General features: G+C 43.1%; 16 protein-coding genes. 11 read left to right on the top strand and 5 right to left on the bottom strand.

The features are described from left to right. Positions 1-2 precede the first annotated feature (2 nt). Positions 3-2,069 (top strand): glycine--tRNA ligase subunit beta, encoded by a 2,067-nt coding sequence (gene glyS / locus JCM16456_RS00075; RefSeq protein ID WP_068711285.1) that lies wholly within the window; start codon positions 3-5, stop codon positions 2,067-2,069. Between the two features lie 190 nt (positions 2,070-2,259). Beyond that, positions 2,260-3,507, top strand: a complete 1,248-nt coding sequence (locus JCM16456_RS00070) for a valine--pyruvate transaminase (protein WP_068715818.1) — start codon at positions 2,260-2,262, stop codon at positions 3,505-3,507. A gap of 139 nt (positions 3,508-3,646) precedes the next feature. On the opposite strand, the gene JCM16456_RS00065 is transcribed toward JCM16456_RS00070, so the two are convergent. From JCM16456_RS00065 to dnaA, 5 genes are all read right to left on the bottom strand, one after another. After that, on the bottom strand, positions 3,647-4,099 hold the full coding sequence (locus JCM16456_RS00065) for an Hsp20 family protein (RefSeq protein WP_068711283.1): 453 nt from the start codon (positions 4,097-4,099) through the stop codon (positions 3,647-3,649). A gap of 290 nt (positions 4,100-4,389) precedes the next feature. Next, on the bottom strand, positions 4,390-6,807 hold the full coding sequence (gene gyrB / locus JCM16456_RS00060; protein ID WP_068711281.1) for a DNA topoisomerase (ATP-hydrolyzing) subunit B: 2,418 nt from the start codon (positions 6,805-6,807) through the stop codon (positions 4,390-4,392). Between the two features lie 19 nt (positions 6,808-6,826). Next, positions 6,827-7,906, bottom strand: coding sequence for a DNA replication/repair protein RecF (gene recF / locus JCM16456_RS00055; RefSeq protein WP_068711278.1), 1,080 nt, complete (start codon positions 7,904-7,906; stop codon positions 6,827-6,829). 19 nt (positions 7,907-7,925) lie between these two features. Next, positions 7,926-9,026 carry a DNA polymerase III subunit beta gene (dnaN, locus tag JCM16456_RS00050; protein ID WP_068711276.1) on the bottom strand — a complete coding sequence of 367 codons (1,101 nt, stop codon included), beginning with the start codon at positions 9,024-9,026 and terminating at the stop codon, positions 7,926-7,928. A gap of 49 nt (positions 9,027-9,075) precedes the next feature. Next, positions 9,076-10,482, bottom strand: a complete 1,407-nt coding sequence (dnaA, locus tag JCM16456_RS00045; RefSeq protein ID WP_068711274.1) for a chromosomal replication initiator protein DnaA — start codon at positions 10,480-10,482, stop codon at positions 9,076-9,078. Between the two features lie 310 nt (positions 10,483-10,792). On the opposite strand from dnaA, the gene JCM16456_RS00040 reads away from it, so the two are divergent. The 9 genes from JCM16456_RS00040 to mioC all read left to right on the top strand — a co-directional run bounded on the left by JCM16456_RS00040 (position 10,793) and on the right by mioC (position 17,818). Then, entirely contained in the window at positions 10,793-11,539 is a 747-nt protein-coding gene (locus JCM16456_RS00040) for an amino acid ABC transporter substrate-binding protein (RefSeq protein WP_068711272.1), read from the top strand. Positions 11,540-11,614: 75 nt separating this feature from the next. Then, on the top strand, positions 11,615-12,286 hold the full coding sequence (locus JCM16456_RS00035) for an amino acid ABC transporter permease (RefSeq protein WP_068711271.1): 672 nt from the start codon (positions 11,615-11,617) through the stop codon (positions 12,284-12,286). Next, the gene (locus tag JCM16456_RS00030; RefSeq protein WP_068711269.1) at positions 12,283-13,020 is read left to right on the top strand and encodes an amino acid ABC transporter ATP-binding protein; all 738 of its coding nucleotides are present in this window, start codon (positions 12,283-12,285) and stop codon (positions 13,018-13,020) included. Before JCM16456_RS00035 ends, JCM16456_RS00030 begins: the two co-directional genes overlap by 4 nt. Before the next feature lie 247 nt (positions 13,021-13,267). Further along, a complete protein-coding gene (gene rpmH, locus JCM16456_RS00025; RefSeq protein WP_068711266.1) occupies positions 13,268-13,402 on the top strand; it encodes a 50S ribosomal protein L34 in 135 nt (44 codons plus the stop codon). Positions 13,403-13,449: 47 nt separating this feature from the next. Beyond that, the gene (gene rnpA, locus JCM16456_RS00020; RefSeq protein ID WP_231894410.1) at positions 13,450-13,773 is read left to right on the top strand and encodes a ribonuclease P protein component; all 324 of its coding nucleotides are present in this window, start codon (positions 13,450-13,452) and stop codon (positions 13,771-13,773) included. Next, complete coding sequence (gene yidD, locus JCM16456_RS23220; RefSeq protein ID WP_082712189.1) at positions 13,740-13,997, top strand: membrane protein insertion efficiency factor YidD; 258 nt, start codon at positions 13,740-13,742, stop codon at positions 13,995-13,997. Before rnpA ends, yidD begins: the two co-directional genes overlap by 34 nt. Before the next feature lie 2 nt (positions 13,998-13,999). Next, positions 14,000-15,640 carry a membrane protein insertase YidC gene (yidC, locus tag JCM16456_RS00015; RefSeq protein WP_068711262.1) on the top strand — a complete coding sequence of 547 codons (1,641 nt, stop codon included), beginning with the start codon at positions 14,000-14,002 and terminating at the stop codon, positions 15,638-15,640. Positions 15,641-15,735: 95 nt separating this feature from the next. Then, positions 15,736-17,097 carry a tRNA uridine-5-carboxymethylaminomethyl(34) synthesis GTPase MnmE gene (gene mnmE / locus JCM16456_RS00010; protein ID WP_068711260.1) on the top strand — a complete coding sequence of 454 codons (1,362 nt, stop codon included), beginning with the start codon at positions 15,736-15,738 and terminating at the stop codon, positions 17,095-17,097. Between the two features lie 286 nt (positions 17,098-17,383). After that, a complete protein-coding gene (gene mioC, locus JCM16456_RS00005; protein ID WP_068711259.1) occupies positions 17,384-17,818 on the top strand; it encodes an FMN-binding protein MioC in 435 nt (144 codons plus the stop codon). Positions 17,819-18,202: the final 384 nt, after the last annotated feature.

Raw genomic sequence — 18,202 nt, 5'->3', positions numbered from 1 at the left:
CAATGGCTAAAGAATTTCTGATTGAGCTTGGTACTGAAGAACTTCCACCAACTCAACTGCGCACCCTAGCAGAAGCGTTTGCAGCAAACTTTGAAAAAGAACTGAAAGATGCAGAACTGTCTCACCAAGGTGTGAAATGGTACGCAACTCCACGTCGTCTTGCGCTTAAAGTAACTGATCTTGCTGGAGCACAATCTGACAAAGTCGTTGAAAAACGTGGTCCTGCAGTGAACGTAGCGTTCGATGCAGAGGGTAACGCAACGAAAGCAGCTCAAGGTTGGGCACGCGGTAATGGCATCACTGTTGAACAAGCAGACCGCCTAAAAACCGACAAAGGCGAGTGGCTACTGTTCAAACAAGAAGTGAAAGGTCAACCGACTCAAGACATCATTGTAGAACTTGCAGCAAAAGCACTAGCGAACCTGCCAATCGCAAAACCAATGCGTTGGGGCGACAAAGAAACTCAGTTTATTCGTCCAGTTAAAACGCTAACTATCCTGATGGATTCTGACCTTATCGAAGGCGAAATCCTCGGCGTGAAATCGGCGCGTACCATCCGTGGTCACCGTTTCATGGGCGAACCTGAGTTCACCATCGATTCAGCATCACAATACCCAGCGATTCTTGAAGAACGCGGTAAAGTCATTGCTGACTACGAAACGCGTAAAGCGATCATTATTAAAGACTCTCAAGCTGCAGCGGCAAAAGTTGGCGGCGTGGCTGATCTTGAAGATGACCTAGTAGAAGAAGTAACAGGCCTAGTTGAATGGCCAGTGGTTCTAACTGCGAAATTCGAAGAAAAATTCTTAGCAGTACCTGCTGAAGCATTGGTTTACACCATGAAAGGTGACCAGAAATACTTCCCAGTGTACGACGAGAACAAAAACCTACTGCCTAACTTTATTTTCGTATCTAACATCGAATCTAAAGAGCCACGCCACGTTATCGAAGGTAACGAGAAAGTTGTTCGTCCACGTCTTGCGGATGCTGAATTCTTCTTCAATACAGACCGTAAACAGAAATTGATTGATAACCTACCTCTTTTAGAAAAAGCAATTTTCCAGAAGAAACTGGGCACAATCAAAGACAAAACGGACCGTATCACTGAACTTGCTGGCTATATTGCAGAGCAAATCGATACTGACGTAGAAAAAGCAAAACGCGCTGGTCTACTGGCTAAATGTGACCTAATGACATCAATGGTGTTCGAATTTACCGAAACTCAAGGTGTTATGGGCATGCACTACGCTCGCCACGACGGTGAAGATGAGCAAGTTGCAGTGGCACTTAACGAGCAATACATGCCTCGTTATGCGGGTGACCGACTACCAAGTAACGGCGTTTCAGCAGCAGTAGCAATGGCAGACAAGCTAGACACTATCGTAGGTATCTTCGGTATTGGCCAAGCACCAAAAGGTTCTGACCCATTCGCACTTCGTCGCGCATCACTAGGTGTTCTACGTATCATCGTTGAGTACGGTTACCACTTAGACCTAGTTGACCTGATCGCGAAAGCGAAATCACTATTTGGTGACAAACTGACTAACGCGAACGTAGAAGAAGACGTATTGGAGTTCATACTAGGTCGTTTCCGTGCATGGTACCAAGATGAAGGCTTCAGCGTGGATATCATCCAAGCGGTTCTTGCTCGCCACCCAACGAAACCTGCGGACTTTGACCAACGTGTTAAAGCGGTATCTCACTTCCGTGGTTTGGATGCAGCAGAAGCACTAGCAGCAGCGAACAAACGTGTAGGTAACATCCTTGCGAAATTCGACGGCGAACTAGCAGAAGAAATCGATCTTGCCCTTCTTCAAGAAGACCAAGAGAAATCGCTAGCAGAAGCGGTAACAGTGATGTCTGAAGCACTTGAGCCAGCATTCGCAACCGGTAACTACCAAGAAGCATTAACCAAACTGGCTGACCTACGTGAGCCCGTGGATGCATTCTTCGATAACGTTATGGTTATGGCAGACGACGAAGCACTTAAATTGAACCGTCTAACGCTACTGAATAACCTGCGTAATCTATTCCTAGAAATCGCAGATATTTCTCTCCTTCAGAAATAAGCATAATATTCTATATTATTTAGCGTAAAGCCCGACTCTATCGAGTCGGGCTTTCTTTTTTTCGCCAAAACAAATTATTACTTTGATCGACCAGTTTGATGCGGTATGTTCAATAATGACTCAACAAGGTGTTTTCTACACCAACATCATTATTAAAAATACACACAACATACAATTAGGTATTCGAGTAATGCAGTTTTCTACATTTGGCGAGAAATTTAATCGATATTCCGGTATCACCCAGTTAATGGACGATCTTAATGATGGTCTACGCACTCCCGGAGCAATCATGCTCGGTGGTGGTAATCCTGCGGCGATCCCTGAAATGCTCGACTATTTCAAGCAAACCAGTGAAGACATGCTCAAGGACGGCTCACTTATTTCAGCGATGACTAACTATGATGGCCCACAAGGAAAGGACCAGTTTATTCAACAGTTAGTTACTCTGATTAAAGACACGTATGGTTGGGATATCTCTGCCAAAAACATCAGCTTAACCAATGGTAGTCAGAGTGGATTCTTCTATCTGTTTAACCTACTCGCTGGTAAGCAACCAGACGGGACACAGAAAAAGATTTTACTGCCCCTTGCCCCTGAATACCTCGGCTATGGCGATGCAGGAATCGATGACGATATTTTCATTTCTTACCATCCGGAAATCGAGCTACTCGATGATGGCTTGTTTAAATACCATGTCGATTTCGACCAGCTCCAAGTCGATGATTCTATTGCTGCTATCTGTACTTCCCGTCCAACCAACCCAACTGGGAATGTGTTAACCGAGGAAGAAATTCTCAAACTCGATGAGCTAGCACGCGCCAATAATATTCCGCTGATCATTGATAATGCCTACGGACTGCCGTTTCCGAACATCATTTTTGAAGATGTCGAACCATTTTGGAATGACAACACTATTTTATGCATGAGCTTATCGAAACTCGGCCTACCCGGTGTGCGCTGTGGCATTGTGATTGCGAGTGAAGCGATCACCCAAGCTCTCGCCAACATGAATGGCATCATTAGCCTAGCACCGGGCAGTATCGGTCCTGCAATTGCACAACACATGATTGAGCAAGGGGATTTACTGCGTTTAAGCCAAGACGTAATCAAGCCTTTCTACCGTGAGAAATCACAGCAAGCGGTCGCTATGCTGCAAGAAGCGATTACCGATCCTCGTTTTCGCATTCATAAACCAGAAGGCGCGATTTTCCTCTGGCTATGGTTCGATGAATTGCCGATTACCACCATGGAACTTTATAAACGTCTCAAAGCTCGTGGTGTATTGATTGTGCCAGGAGAGTATTTCTTTATCGGTCAGAAAGAAGAGTGGGAGCATGCTCATCAGTGTCTGCGTATGAACTATGTTCAAGACAATGAAGCGATGCAAAAAGGCATCAATATCATCGCTGAAGAAGTGGTAAAAGCCTACGCAGAATAGCTTGTTCAGCTTTTGGGTTACCATAACCCAAAAACTCTTACTGCTGTCTCACACGCAAATAGCTGACAAATAAAAAGAGCACCAATTGGTGCTCTTTCACTTCTTTATTGCAGCAAATTCTGCCAATACTCAACCTAAATTAGTCTTTCTTGCCTTCCAATAGATTGCTTGGCGCTTTGCCGTTAATTGCAATCTTGCGTGGTTGCATGGCTTCTGGAATTTCACGTTCTAGGTCGATGTGTAGCAGACCATTTTCCATTGAAGCACCGATGACTTTCACGTAATCCGCCAATTGGAATTTACGTTCAAAATCACGTTCAGCAATGCCTTGGTAAATGTAGTTTTTACCTTCTTCCTCTTTGCGTTTACCGCTCACAACCAAGCTGGTTTCTTGTTGGGTAATATCCAACTCATCTTCAGCAAAGCCTGCAACCGCCATAGTAATACGGTATTGATTATCCGCTTTTTGTTCGATGTTGTATGGAGGGTAACCGCCTTGAGAGTTATTGTTTGCGCCAGTTTCCATCATGTTTAGTAGACGGTCAAAACCAATAGCGTTGCGGTATAAAGGAGTGAAATCTAAAGTTCTCATAGTACTATCCTCATTGTTTAAGCAATAGTCTTAGCAAAGAATCGAATCGCTAAGTGATGGGAATCTCATTCAATCAATGACATGAGGCCATCAAGTTTTCTATCTATTTGTTGCTCTGTCGTCCTCATCTGAGCGACTCACATTGCAACCTTTCCAGAGGCCCTATCGGCATCCTCTTCAACAATAGATATAAGGTCACTATTTGCGCTTTCAAGGGATTTTTTTAAATTTTTTCTCAAACATAAAAAAACCACTCCGAAGAGTGGCTTTTTATTCAAAGAATAATGCAACTACACATCAAGGTTTGCTACTTTCAGTGCGTTGTTTTCAATGAAGGCACGACGTGGTTCAACTTGGTCACCCATTAGTGTGGTAAACAGTTCGTCTGCACCAACCGCATCTTCAATCGTTACACGTAGCATACGGCGAGTTTCTGGGTCCATAGTGGTTTCCCATAACTGATCTGGGTTCATTTCACCCAAACCTTTGTATCGCTGTACCGCTAGACCGCGACGAGACTCTTTCACTAACCATTCAATCGCTTGTGAGAAGCTAGAGATTGGTTGGTTACGTTCTCCACGTTTCACATAAGCACCGTCTTCAATGAGTGCATCTAGTGACTCAGATAGATCCGCTATTTTCGCGTATTCACGTGAGTTAAGTAGATCAACACTGATTAAGTATTCGTGGGTCACACCGTTAGTACGAACCTTGATACGAGGCAGATAAGTTTGACGCTCTTCATCATGATGAATTTCAAAACTGTATTGACTTGCACCAGACTCTTTGTCGTTCAGTTGTTTCACTAAACGTTCAGCCCAAGCTTGAACACCCGCTTCAGTTTGACGAGTTTCTTCAGTCAAACGTGGAACATAAGTGAACTCGTACACCAATGCGTGAGGGTAACGACGGCTCATACGTTTCGTTAGTTTCACGACTTCGTTGTACTCTTGCACTAATTTCTCAAGCGGTGCACCAGCCAATGCAGGAGCGTCAGCGTTCACGTGTAGAGAAGCGCCATCCAATGCCAAAGAAATTTGGTATTGAGTCATTGCTTCTTCATCTTTGATGTACTGCTCTTGCTTACCTTTCTTCACTTTGTAAAGTGGTGGCTGAGCGATGTACACGTAACCACGTTCAATCAATTCAGGCATTTGACGGTAGAAGAAGGTCAATAGTAGCGTACGGATGTGCGCACCATCGACGTCCGCATCGGTCATGATGATGATGTTGTGGTAACGAAGTTTGTCTGGGTTGTATTCGTCACGTCCGATACCACAGCCTAGAGCGGTGATCAGTGTTGCTACTTCTTGAGAAGAAAGCATCTTATCGAAACGTGCTTTTTCAACGTTTAGGATTTTACCTTTAAGAGGTAAGATCGCTTGGTTTTTACGGTTTCGGCCTTGTTTAGCGGATCCGCCAGCCGAGTCCCCTTCCACAATGTACAGTTCAGAAACAGAAGGGTCTTTTTCCTGACAGTCAGCCAACTTACCTGGAAGACCTGCAAGGTCTAACGCACCTTTACGACGAGTCATATCACGTGCTTTACGCGCGGCTTCACGAGCACGAGCTGCATCGATAATTTTGGTACAAATCGTTTTCGCTTCGTTTGGATGTTCAGCTAGGTAATCACCTAGCTTCTCACCCATTGTGGTTTCTACTGCAGATTTCACTTCAGAAGAAACCAACTTGTCTTTGGTTTGGCTTGAGAATTTTGGATCAGGCACTTTAACCGAGATAACAGCCGTCAAACCTTCACGAGCATCATCACCTGACGCTGAGGTTTTTGCTTTCTTGCTGTAACCTTCTTTATCCATGTATGAATTCAGTGTACGAGTTAACGCCGCACGGAAACCAGCAAGGTGAGTACCACCATCGCGTTGAGGAATGTTGTTGGTGAAACAGAAAATGCTTTCTTGGAAACCATCATTCCATTGCAATGCCACTTCTACAGTGATGCCATCTTCACGCTCTTGCACAAAGTGGAATACTTTTTCATGGATTGGTGTTTTGTTGCGGTTAAGGTGTGTAACAAACGCTTGAATACCACCGTCGTACATGTAGTGGTTTTGTTTGTTATCTTCACGCTCGTCACGTAGGTGAATAGATACACCTGAGTTTAAGAATGACAACTCACGTAGACGTTTTGCCAGAATCTCATACACAAATTCGATATTGGTAAAGGTTTCTGCACTTGGCCAGAAACGCACTTTAGTACCAGAGTCTTCAGTATCACCAATTTCTTTTAATGGCTCATCTGGTACACCGTGGTGATAAGTTTGAGTATGGATTTTGCCATTACGATGGATGGTTAATTCCACTTTCTCTGATAGGGCGTTTACAACTGAAATACCTACACCGTGCAAACCACCAGACACTTTATAAGAGTTGTCATCGAATTTACCACCAGCGTGCAGTACCGTCATAATAACTTCAGCAGCAGAGACATTTTCTTCCGGGTGCAATTCGGTTGGAATACCACGGCCATCATCGCTGACAGAAACGGAATTATCTTCGTGGATCGTTACTACGATATCTTTACAGTAACCCGCTAACGCTTCATCAATTGAGTTATCCACTACCTCAAAAACCATGTGGTGTAGACCGGTGCCATCATCTGTGTCCCCGATGTACATACCAGGACGCTTACGTACTGCATCCAGACCCTTCAGTACCTTAATACTCGATGAATCGTAATTATTCGACATGAGTTACTCTCTCACTATTTTATCCTTGCCCTATTTCACCATGTTCCACATGAAACATCTTGCTATTCGGCTCGACCATGTCGGCAACTTGGCTTTCAGTAATAGAACTTACAAATACTTGAGCCCCCGTCGATTTTAAGCAATCAGCAAGACGCTTACGACGCTGGCTATCTAGTTCGGAGGCAAAATCATCAATTAAATAGATGCATTGCTTTCCTGTCAGTTCGGTGAGGTGCTGTCCCTGCGCTACACGCAGTGCACACACCATCAATTTTAGCTGACCTCGTGATAGAACATCTTCCACTGGTGTTCCATTCACTTTTATTTTTAAATCGGCTTTATTAGGGCCGCTGAAGGTGTAACCCAACAGTTGATCTCTTTCGAAATTTTTCTCCAATATCTCTAGATATGGAGTTTCTTTATCCCAGCCTCGGTAATATTTTACCGCGACTTCAAACTCAGGTAAAAAAGACGAACATAACGCCTGAGCAACAGATTTTATCTGTTCAACATAAAGACTGCGCCACTGGTCAATTTGCTCAGCAAGACGAGCTAGCTCCTGATCCCAGTAACTTAACTCGCGATAGCTCTTTGCTGTCTTCAACAATGCATTGCGTTGTTTGTTGAGCCGCTTAAATCGTCCCCATGCTTCAAAAAAAGCGGGTTCGGAATGAAAGACTCCCCAATCAACAAATGCACGTCGCTGTTTTGGTCCATCCGTCAGCAAATCAAAGCCTTCTGGATGAATTAGTTGCAGTGGTAATACTTGAGCTAATTGTGCTAATTTTTGGCCAGCCTGACCGCCTATTTTAACCTCTGTTGAGCCATCACGCTTCTTATTAATGCCAATTGGTAACTCAAATTGATCCGGGTTCAAAAAACGACCATGAACAAAGAGTTCCTGACACTGGTTTTGGATAACTCGACCAGTGATGGAGCTCTTAAAAGACCGCCCGTGCCCAAGCAAATAAATAGCTTCAAGGACGCTTGTCTTTCCGCTCCCATTCGGACCAATAAGAAAGTTAAAGCCTGATGATAAAGAAATATCACAGGCTTCGATATTGCGAAATTGCGAAATAACTAGACGAGTAAGCGGCATTGCGCAAATAGCTCAGAAACTACAGTCTAATTGGCATAACAACGTACATAGCGCTGTCATCTTCTACATTCTCGACCAAGGCACTGGCATTAGCATCGGACATAGAAAAACGAACATTTTCACACCGAAGTGTGTTGAGCACATCCAAGATATAACTCACATTAAAACCAATTTCGATAGGCTCACCACTGAAAGAGACATCCAACATCTCTTCGGCTTCTTCCTGCTCTGGGTTATTGGCAGTAATACGCATTTCATTATTTGCCAAGTTAACACGAACTCCGCGGAATTTCTCGTTCGACAAAATAGCCGCTCGAGAGAAAGCTTGACGCAATTCATCACAACTTGCTTGTAATGTTTTATTGGTATTTTGTGGTAATACCCGACGATAATCAGGGAAACGACCATCAACCAATTTAGAAGTGAAGATAAAGTTATTCACTTCCGCACGAATATTTGAACTACCAATCTGTAACGTCACAGTCTGCTCTGGAACATCTAATAGTTTAACCAGTTCTAGAACCCCTTTACGCGGTACTATCAATTGGCTTTGAGCAAGGTTGGCGTCAAATTGAGTCGTAGATACCGCCATCCGGTGTCCATCCGTAGCAACAGATCGCAGAACATTACCGTCAACTTCAAACAGCATACCGTTCAAATAGTAACGAACGTCTTGGTTCGCCATTGAAAATTGCGTTTTTTCAATCAAGCTGCGTAAATCGCCTTGTGTGATAGTTAACTCCATATCACTCTGCCAATCTTCAATGTTAGGAAAATCAGCAGCAGGCAATGTCGCCAAAGAAAAGCGACTGCGACCAGAGTGTACTTGCACTCTATCACCTTCTAAAACCACTGTAATCACAGCAGAGTCAGGTAAACCACGGCAAATATCTAAAAACTTACGCGCTGGAACGGTTACCGCTCCGGCCTCAAATTCACCTTCAAGCGCAACACGACTCACCAACTCCACTTCCAAGTCAGTCGCCGTCATGGAAAGCTGGTGATCTTCAACTTTCAGTAACAGGTTACCCAAAATCGGCAAAGTCGCCCGTCCACCTAAAGTGCCAGACACTTGCTGTAGAGACTTAATAAAGTGGCTACGTTCAATGGTAAATTTCATAGTTAACTCTTAAACGATGGAACAAATCAGCGCAAAGCATACACGCGATTTAAGATGAAAGCGTCCGAATCAGGTTCGAGTAGTCTTCTTTAATATCATGACTCTCTTCCCGTAATTGTTCTATTTTACGACATGCGTGAAGAACTGTCGTGTGGTCTCGTCCACCAAATGCATCACCAATTTCGGGTAAGCTGTGGTTAGTCAATTCTTTAGCCAGCGCCATGGCAAGCTGACGAGGACGAGCAACTGAACGAGAACGACGTTTAGACAATAAGTCTGCCACTTTAATCTTGTAGTATTCTGCGACCGTTTTCTGAATGTTATCAATGGTAACCAATTTTTCTTGTAACGCTAGTAAATCACGTAACGCTTCACGTACGAAATCAATCGTAATTGGACGACCGGTAAAGTTCGCATTCGCAATAACACGGTTCAAAGCACCTTCTAGCTCACGAACATTCGAACGCAGACGTTTAGCAATAAAGAACGCCACTTCATCTGGTAGATGAATCTGATGGTCTTCCGCTTTTTTCATCAAAATCGCAACGCGAGTTTCCAACTCTGGAGGCTCGATTGCGACGGTAAGGCCCCAACCAAAGCGAGATTTCAAACGATCTTCTACACCACTGATCTCTTTTGGATAGCGGTCTGAAGTCAGAATGATCTGTTGGTTGCCTTCAAGTAATGCGTTAAACGTGTGGAAGAACTCTTCTTGCGAACGTTCTTTGTTAGCGAAAAACTGAATATCATCGATCAACAATGCATCAACACTACGATAGTAACGTTTGAACTCTTCAATTGCGTTATTTTGTAGTGCTTTTACCATGTCCTGAACAAAACGTTCCGAGTGCATATACACGACCTTCGCATTCGGTTTGTTATCCACAATGGCATTACCAACCGCGTGCAATAGGTGAGTTTTACCCAAACCGGTCCCTCCATAAAGGAACAATGGGTTATAAGCAGCTCCAGGATTATCAGAGACTTGGCGTGCTGCGGCTAAACCAAGTTGGTTAGATTTACCCTCAACAAAATTATTAAACTTATGCTTAGGGTTAACATTAGAACGGTGACGAATGTCCGCTACTTCGTCTTCATCATCTTCCCATGTTTTGTGAACCGGTTTACGGTGCACCAACTGAGCAGGCGCAGACGACTCTGCCGCAAGATCGGCCTTGGTACGCACAGGCGCAGGTTTTGGCGCTACGACAGGGCGACTACCCACTTCGAAGCGCAAATTAGGGACATCATTACCACAATACTCCTGCAGTAACCGATTGATATTATGGATGTATTTATCTCTCACCCAGTCTAAAACAAAACGGTTAGGAGCAAACAAAGTGAGAGTATTGTCATTAAGCTCCGCCTGAAGCGGACGAACCCACATACTGAATTCAGTAGCTGATAGTTCTTCTTGAAGCTGTTGCAAACATTGCAACCAAAGCGAAGACGACACGTTTCCCTCACTCTAAATCAATGATCGATAAAGACCGACAATTCTACCTGTTGATAACTAAGATCGCCAGCGATTGATCAAAATTCCATGTGAATAAGATCCTAGTTATTCACAATCTATTCGTCATAATTTTTAGGATCCACACAAGTTACCCAACTTTACTCACATTATGATCCACATATCCCACGATCCTGTGAAGTTATCCCCATTTTTAAGTTTCTATTCGGTTATGTATCATAACTTCTAATTCTTTTTATTATTGAGTGGATAAACAGTAATATTAGCGCCATTCAAATGTGGAGATTCTAAAATGAAAAATTGGTTAAAAGCTTTGATTGCAAGCTTTGCAATTGTGGCAGCTAGCGCGCAAGCAGCAACCGAAGTAAAAGTAGGTATGTCAGGCCGCTATTTCCCGTTCACTTTCGTGAAACAGGATAAACTGCAAGGCTTTGAAGTTGACCTTTGGAATGAGATTGGTAAACGCAACAACTATGATGTCAAGTTTGTGACGGCAAGCTTCTCTGGATTATTTGGTTTATTAGAAACAGGTCGTATTGATACCATTTCCAATCAAATCTCTATTACTAATGAGCGTAAAGCAAAATACCTGTTCTCTGACCCGTACGTTATCGATGGTGCACAAATTACGGTACGTAAAGGTAATACCTCGATCAAGGGTATCCAAGATCTTGCAGGTAAGAAAGTGGCTGTTAACTTAGGTTCTAACTTTGAACAACTACTACGTAAATACGATACAGATGGCAAAATTAACATCAAAACGTATGATACTGGCATTGAACAAGATGTGGTTTTAGGTCGTTCTGATGCCTTTGTGATGGATCGTCTATCTGCTCTTGAATTGATTAAAAAGTCAGGCTTACCACTGCAACTTGCAGGTTCTCCTTTTGAAAAAATCGAAAACGCTTGGCCTTTCGTAAACAATGCTAAAGGCAAAAAACTTCAGCAAGAAGTGAACAAAGCTTTAACGGCAATGAGAACAGACGGTACACTAAGTAAAATATCTGAAAAATGGTTTGAAACTGACATTACCAAGTAATGTATTAAATCATCCTGATTAACCTTAAGGTGGAATCTCAGTATTCCACCTTAATTATTTATGGAGAATTAACTCATGGGATTCGATTTTGGCTACATGCTTGATCTCATGCCTATCCTACTCAAATATTTGGGTACCACCATGGCAATGGCGGTTTGGGGGCTACTCTTTGCCCTAGTACTCTCTGTGACTCTCGCTATTATTCGTGTTTTTAAAATTCCAGTGTTAGATCAGTTGAGCCAACTTTACATCAGCTTCTTTCGTGGAACTCCACTCCTCGTTCAGCTCTTTTTGATGTACTACGGTTTACCTCAAGTGATTCCAGCTTTAGTGGGATTAGATGCTTTCTCTGCATCGGTTATTGGTTTAACCCTGCACTTTGCATCCTATATGGCAGAAAGCATTCGTGCCGCCATTATTGGTATTGACCGTAGCCAGATGGAAGCCGCACTCTCTATCGGTATGAATTCATCACAAGCAATGCGCAGGATCATATTGCCTCAGGCGACTCGCGTCGCATTGCCCTCTTTGATGAACTATTTCATCGATATGATCAAATCGACGTCTTTGGCCTTTACCTTAGGGGTAACAGAGATCATGGCAAAGGCTCAGATGGAAGCATCATCTAGTTTCCGTTTCTTTGAAGCCTTTTTAGCAGTGGCTCTTATCTACTGGGTTGTAGTTTTGGTGCTAACTCGAGTGCAAATTTGGGCAGAATACAAACTGAATAAGGCATATCTACGATGATCACACTGAACAACATTCACAAACGTTTCGGCGACAGTGAGATTCTCAAGGGTATCGATCTGTCGATAAATAAAGGCGAAATCATCGTCATTATTGGTTCCAGCGGCACCGGAAAATCGACTCTTTTGCGTTGTGTTAATTGGCTAGAAACGCCAAATAAAGGGGTTATTGAAATAGATGATCTCAACGTTGATGCTCAGACTGCAACAAAAAAACAAATACTCGCTCTTAGACGCAAAACTGGCTTTGTTTTTCAAAACTACGCCTTATTTAGCCATATGACCGCTAAGCAAAATATTGCTGAAGGTTTAATTACCGTCAAAGGATGGCGCAAAGACGAAGCTTACAAAACGGCCCAATCTATTCTTAATGACATTGGATTAGGTGATAAAGCCGATCACTATCCAGCGGCACTTTCTGGCGGACAGCAGCAGCGTGTGGGAATTGGCCGAGCCATGGCACTCAAACCCGAACTTTTATTGTTTGATGAGCCCACATCGGCCCTTGACCCAGAGTGGGTTGGTGAAGTTCTTAATTTAATGAAAAAACTCGCACAAGATCATCAAACAATGTTAGTGGTTACTCACGAGATGCAGTTTGCTAGAGAAGTCGCGGACAGAGTGATCTTCATGGCTGAAGGTAATATTGTTGAGCAAGGTTCTCCACAGGATATTTTTACTAATCCACAGGATCCTCGCTTAAAAAGATTCTTAAATCAGGTGGGGATCGACTAACGATCCTTGTGATTTTATGGATTGTCCGTATAATCTGCCGACCGGAATAAGTAAGCCTATTTTAAATATATTTAAATGTGACTTGCTTTGGGCAACCGAATCATTGACACCTAATGTGACAGTGATTACAATTCCGCCTCTTTGTTAAGAGGCGCCGGACAGTCCTATCTTTAACAATAAAGAGAAGACATTTGCCCACGCCGGGTTTAATAAACCTAAAAACTACTGATCAGTAAGGTACTAAACAATGAAACGCACTTTTCAACCTTCAGTTCTAAAGCGCAAGCGCACTCACGGTTTCCGTGCACGCATGGCTACTGCGAACGGTCGTAAAGTAATTAACGCTCGTCGTGCTAAAGGCCGTAAGCGCCTTTCAAAATAATCGCTAAGTTTATTTTGAACACGTACGCGTTTAATCGGGAGTTACGTTTGTTAACTCCCGAGCATTATCAAACAGTCTTTCAGCAAGCTCATCGAGCTGGCTCTCCCCATTTCACAATTATTGCCCGTGCGAATAACCTTTCTCATCCTCGTTTAGGTTTGGCAGTTCCCAAAAAACAAATCAAAACAGCGGTAGGCCGTAATCGTTTTAAACGTCTTGCTCGAGAAAGCTTCCGTTTACAACAACACAAACTTCCTAACAAAGATTTTGTTGTCATTGCTAAAAAGAGCGCGCAAGATTTGTCAAATGAGGAAATGTTTAATTTGTTCGATAAGTTATGGCAACGCCTGTCTCGCCCTTCACGTGGTTAGCCATTGGTTTAGTAAAACTTTACCAGTGGGTAATTAGTCCGCTCATCGGTCCTCGGTGTCGGTTTACTCCAACCTGCTCTAATTACGCTCTAGAAGCTCTGAGAGTTCACGGTTTTGTAAAAGGGTGTTGGTTATCAGGCAAACGTCTATTAAAATGCCACCCTTTGAACGAAGGGGGCTTTGACCCCGTTCCACCAGTCCAAAAACAAGACAGAGATAAATAACGATGGATTCTCAACGTAATATCCTGTTAATTGCTCTAGCGCTAGTGTCTTTTTTGCTTTTCAACCAATGGAATGCATCAAAGGTCGCTCAATCGCAACCAGCAATTGAACAGGTTCAAAATAGCAGTGATGCAACTGCGCCGTCTCAGGCAGGCGATTCCGATACATTGGCCGCAACTGAAGGTGCAACGACTCAGGCAACCGCGAAAATCATTACCGTAAAAACGGATGTATTGACTCTGTCTATCGATACCGTTGGCGGTGACGTGGTAGAAGCTAAACTGAACCAATACTCAGATAAGCTTCATTCATCAAATCCTTTCGTTCTGCTTGAACGTACTCCTACACACCAATTTATCGCTCAAAGCGGCCTATACGGTCCTCAAGGTATTGACCAGAGCAACAATCGTGCGGTTTACGAAACAAGTAAAGACAGCTATACCTTGGCAGATGGTCAAGATGAATTACGTGTGCCATTGACTTACCAAGCTAACGGCATCACTTACACCAAAACGTTTATCTTAAAACGTGACAGTTATGCTCTGGATATGGTTTACGACATCAATAACCAATCTGGTCAAAACGCTAACATTAAAATGTACGCTCGTCTGCGTCAAAATCTTAAAGAGTCAGGCGGTAGCCTAGCAATGCCAACTTACCATGGCGGTGCATACTCTTCAGAAGAAACTCGTTATAAGAAATACAGCTTTGAAGACATGCAGGACCGTAACCTAAGTGTTCCTCTGCAAAATGGTCAAGGCTGGGCAGCAATGATCCAGCACTACTTTGCCACAGCATGGATTCCTCGTGATGAGAAAAATCTTGAGCTCTATACTCGTGTAGATAGTGGCTATGGTGATATTGGTATCACCACCAAAGACAAAACTATTGCCAATGGCCAAACAGGTGAATTCAAAGCAACACTTTGGGTTGGTCCAAAACTTCAAGATGCAATGGCAGCGACAGCGCCTAACCTAGACCTAGTGGTGGACTATGGTTGGTTATGGTTTATCGCAAAACCATTGCACATGTTACTATCGTTCATCCAAAGCTTCGTTAGTAACTGGGGTGTAGCAATCATTTGTTTAACTCTGATTGTTCGTGGTGCAATGTACCCACTAACTAAAGCACAGTACACATCAATGGCAAAAATGCGCATGCTGCAACCAAAACTGCAAGCAATGCGTGAACGTATTGGCGATGACCGTCAACGTATGAGCCAAGAAATGATGGCGCTATACAAAGAAGAAAAAGTGAACCCACTTGGTGGTTGTCTACCTATCTTCCTACAAATGCCTATCTTCATTTCTCTATACTGGGCATTGATGGAATCAGTTGAACTACGTCACTCACCATTCTTTGGTTGGATTCAGGATTTGTCTGCACAAGACCCATACTTCATCCTGCCAGTATTGATGGGTATCAGTATGTTTATGATTCAAAAAATGAGTCCATCGACAGTTACTGATCCTATGCAGCAAAAAATCATGACCTTTATGCCAGTGATCTTCTCTGCATTCTTCCTGTTCTTCCCATCAGGATTGGTTCTTTACTACTTGATGTCGAACATCGTAACTCTTGTTCAACAAAGCATGATTTACAAAGCCTTAGAAAAGAAAGGCTTACATAGTAAAAACGCATAAGCTTAGATAATCAATGCGAAAGGCGGCCAAAAGGTCGCCTTTTTGTTATTGGCTGATTACAATTACGCAAAATAAAAACCTGCTTAGGTAAAGTTATGACTACAGATACCATTGTCGCGCAAGCTACCGCTCCAGGGCGAGGCGGTGTCGGCATTATCCGAGTTTCAGGCCCATTAGCGGAACAAGTGGCGCTAGAAATTACCGGGAAAAAATTACGTCCTCGTTACGCTGAGTACCTGCCATTCAAAAACCAAGAAGGCGTCGAACTCGACCAAGGTATTGCGCTATTTTTCCCAAATCCACATTCGTTCACAGGCGAAGACGTACTCGAGTTGCAAGGACACGGTGGCCCAGTCGTCATTGATATGTTGATCAAACGTATTCTGCTAATTTCAGGTGTACGTCCCGCACGCCCAGGGGAATTTTCAGAACGCGCATTTTTGAACGATAAAATGGACCTAACCCAAGCAGAAGCAATTGCCGATTTAATTGATGCAAGTTCTGAAGAAGCAGCTAAATCAGCACTAAAATCTCTGCAAGGCCAATTTTCAAAACGCATCAACACGCTGGTGGAATCATTAATTCACCTGCGTATTTATGTGGAAGCGGCCATCGATTTTCCAGAAGAGGAAATTGATTTTCTTGCTGATGGTAAAGTATCTGGCGACCTCAATGCCATCATCGAAAACCTTGATGCAGTCCGCCAAGAAGCCAACCAAGGCGCCATAATGCGTGAAGGTATGAAGGTGGTTATTGCAGGGCGTCCTAACGCGGGCAAATCCAGTTTGCTTAATGCGTTATCCGGCAAAGAGTCAGCTATCGTGACAGACATAGCAGGGACAACCCGTGACGTGCTTAGAGAACATATTCATATCGACGGTATGCCTTTGCATATCATCGATACAGCAGGCCTACGTGAAGCCTCAGATGAAGTAGAACGCATCGGTATTGAACGTGCTTGGGATGAAATCAAACAAGCCGATCGCGTTCTGTTTATGGTTGATGGCACCACAACCGATGCAACCGATCCTAAAGATATTTGGCCAGATTTTGTTGATCGCTTACCTGATCATATGGGCATGACAGTAATCCGCAATAAAGTAGATCAAACCGGTGAGTCACTCGGTATCACCGAAAAAGAAGAATCCATCTTAATTCGTTTGTCTGCCAAAACGGGAGAAGGGGTTGATTCTCTGCGTGAACATCTAAAAGAGTGTATGGGCTTCTCTGGCAACCAAGAAGGTGGCTTTATGGCTCGCCGCCGTCATTTAGATGCTTTGGAGCGTGCAGCAGAACACTTGCTAACAGGTAAAGAACAACTTGAAGGCTATATGGCCGGAGAAATCCTAGCAGAAGAACTGCGCTTAGCTCAGCATCACTTAAATGAAATTACCGGTGAGTTCAGCTCAGATGACTTACTTGGGCGTATTTTCTCATCATTCTGTATTGGTAAATAAGACATTTACACAAACATCTAAAGGGCTTCTAAGAAGCCCTTTTTTATTACTCAAAATCAACATGGAACACTAGTAATGCTTTGATTGTCACAATAGGATACTGGAATAAAGCCAGTCATGGTTGCAGTGTAATAATTAGTTTTAAAACACAAAAGACATGAAATGCATGGTGTTAATCTACTGCATATCATCATACTAGTAATTTGTTTTGACTCGTTACAGACATCTCGAACTTACTATGACAGTAATAAATACCGTACTTACAGACGTTCAATAGGATAAACATATGATCCATATTATTACCGGCAGCACACTAGGTAGTGCAGAATACGTAGGTGATCACCTAAGCGATCTACTACAAGAACAAGGAGTCGATACGACGATCCACAATCAACCGGATCCCGATGATATTCCCGCTGAAGGTACCTGGCTTATCGTCACCTCTACCCACGGAGCTGGTGAATATCCTGATAATATTCAACCGTTTATTAATTTTCTTCAAAATACACCGCCCAATACCCAGAATTTGAAGTTTGCTGTTGTGGCCATTGGTGACTCAAGCTACGACACGTTCTGCGCAGCAGGCAAGCATGCTTATGATCTATTAGAAGACATTGGAGCAACACCACTCACTGAACTGTTCACTATTGATATCCAAGAACATCCCGTTCCTGAAGATGCAGCAGAAGAGTGGTTCAATACGATCAACTCGCAATTCTAAACCTCCCCTCTTATGATTTTCTACTAACAAGGCGATTTTTTAGTCGCCTTGTTATAGATCTCTTTGTCATATTCTATCAGCTGTTATTACCAAACCAGTTTAAATGATGGTTATTTGCACAAATCATCTGTGGATAAGTTAGCGTTTATCCGGTGATCAACCTATAGTTATCCAGATAATAACTTTGATCTGTTTTTTGGCCTGTGTATAACTAGCCATTTTGATCCCAGCTCATCCTCGATCAGATCAGTGGATGATCACATGTTCTGATCCGTTAAAGATCGATGATCTAGTTGATCATTTTCCACTTATCCACAGAGATCGTCGATCCTAATAATAGATCCAATAAAGAGATCTATATAAAGATCTTATATTCTTAAAGAG

The organism is Vibrio tritonius (assembly GCF_001547935.1).
Classification (GTDB): domain Bacteria; phylum Pseudomonadota; class Gammaproteobacteria; order Enterobacterales; family Vibrionaceae; genus Vibrio; species Vibrio tritonius.
This window is presented reverse-complemented; position numbering and strand designations above follow the sequence as displayed.

What these genes read in the sequence shown, in the direction of transcription:
- glyS (WP_068711285.1), top strand. Translation starts at nt 3, where the DNA reads ATGGCTAAAGAATTTCTGATTGAGCTTGGTACTGAAGAACTTCCACCA.
- JCM16456_RS00070 (WP_068715818.1), top strand. Translation starts at nt 2,260, where the DNA reads ATGCAGTTTTCTACATTTGGCGAGAAATTTAATCGATATTCCGGTATC.
- JCM16456_RS00065 (WP_068711283.1), bottom strand. Translation starts at nt 4,099, where the DNA reads ATGAGAACTTTAGATTTCACTCCTTTATACCGCAACGCTATTGGTTTT.
- gyrB (WP_068711281.1), bottom strand. Translation starts at nt 6,807, where the DNA reads ATGTCGAATAATTACGATTCATCGAGTATTAAGGTACTGAAGGGTCTG.
- recF (WP_068711278.1), bottom strand. Translation starts at nt 7,906, where the DNA reads ATGCCGCTTACTCGTCTAGTTATTTCGCAATTTCGCAATATCGAAGCC.
- dnaN (WP_068711276.1), bottom strand. Translation starts at nt 9,026, where the DNA reads ATGAAATTTACCATTGAACGTAGCCACTTTATTAAGTCTCTACAGCAA.
- JCM16456_RS00040 (WP_068711272.1), top strand. Translation starts at nt 10,793, where the DNA reads ATGAAAAATTGGTTAAAAGCTTTGATTGCAAGCTTTGCAATTGTGGCA.
- JCM16456_RS00035 (WP_068711271.1), top strand. Translation starts at nt 11,615, where the DNA reads ATGGGATTCGATTTTGGCTACATGCTTGATCTCATGCCTATCCTACTC.
- JCM16456_RS00030 (WP_068711269.1), top strand. Translation starts at nt 12,283, where the DNA reads ATGATCACACTGAACAACATTCACAAACGTTTCGGCGACAGTGAGATT.
- rpmH (WP_068711266.1), top strand. Translation starts at nt 13,268, where the DNA reads ATGAAACGCACTTTTCAACCTTCAGTTCTAAAGCGCAAGCGCACTCAC.
- yidD (WP_082712189.1), top strand. Translation starts at nt 13,740, where the DNA reads ATGGCAACGCCTGTCTCGCCCTTCACGTGGTTAGCCATTGGTTTAGTA.
- yidC (WP_068711262.1), top strand. Translation starts at nt 14,000, where the DNA reads ATGGATTCTCAACGTAATATCCTGTTAATTGCTCTAGCGCTAGTGTCT.
- mnmE (WP_068711260.1), top strand. Translation starts at nt 15,736, where the DNA reads ATGACTACAGATACCATTGTCGCGCAAGCTACCGCTCCAGGGCGAGGC.
- mioC (WP_068711259.1), top strand. Translation starts at nt 17,384, where the DNA reads ATGATCCATATTATTACCGGCAGCACACTAGGTAGTGCAGAATACGTA.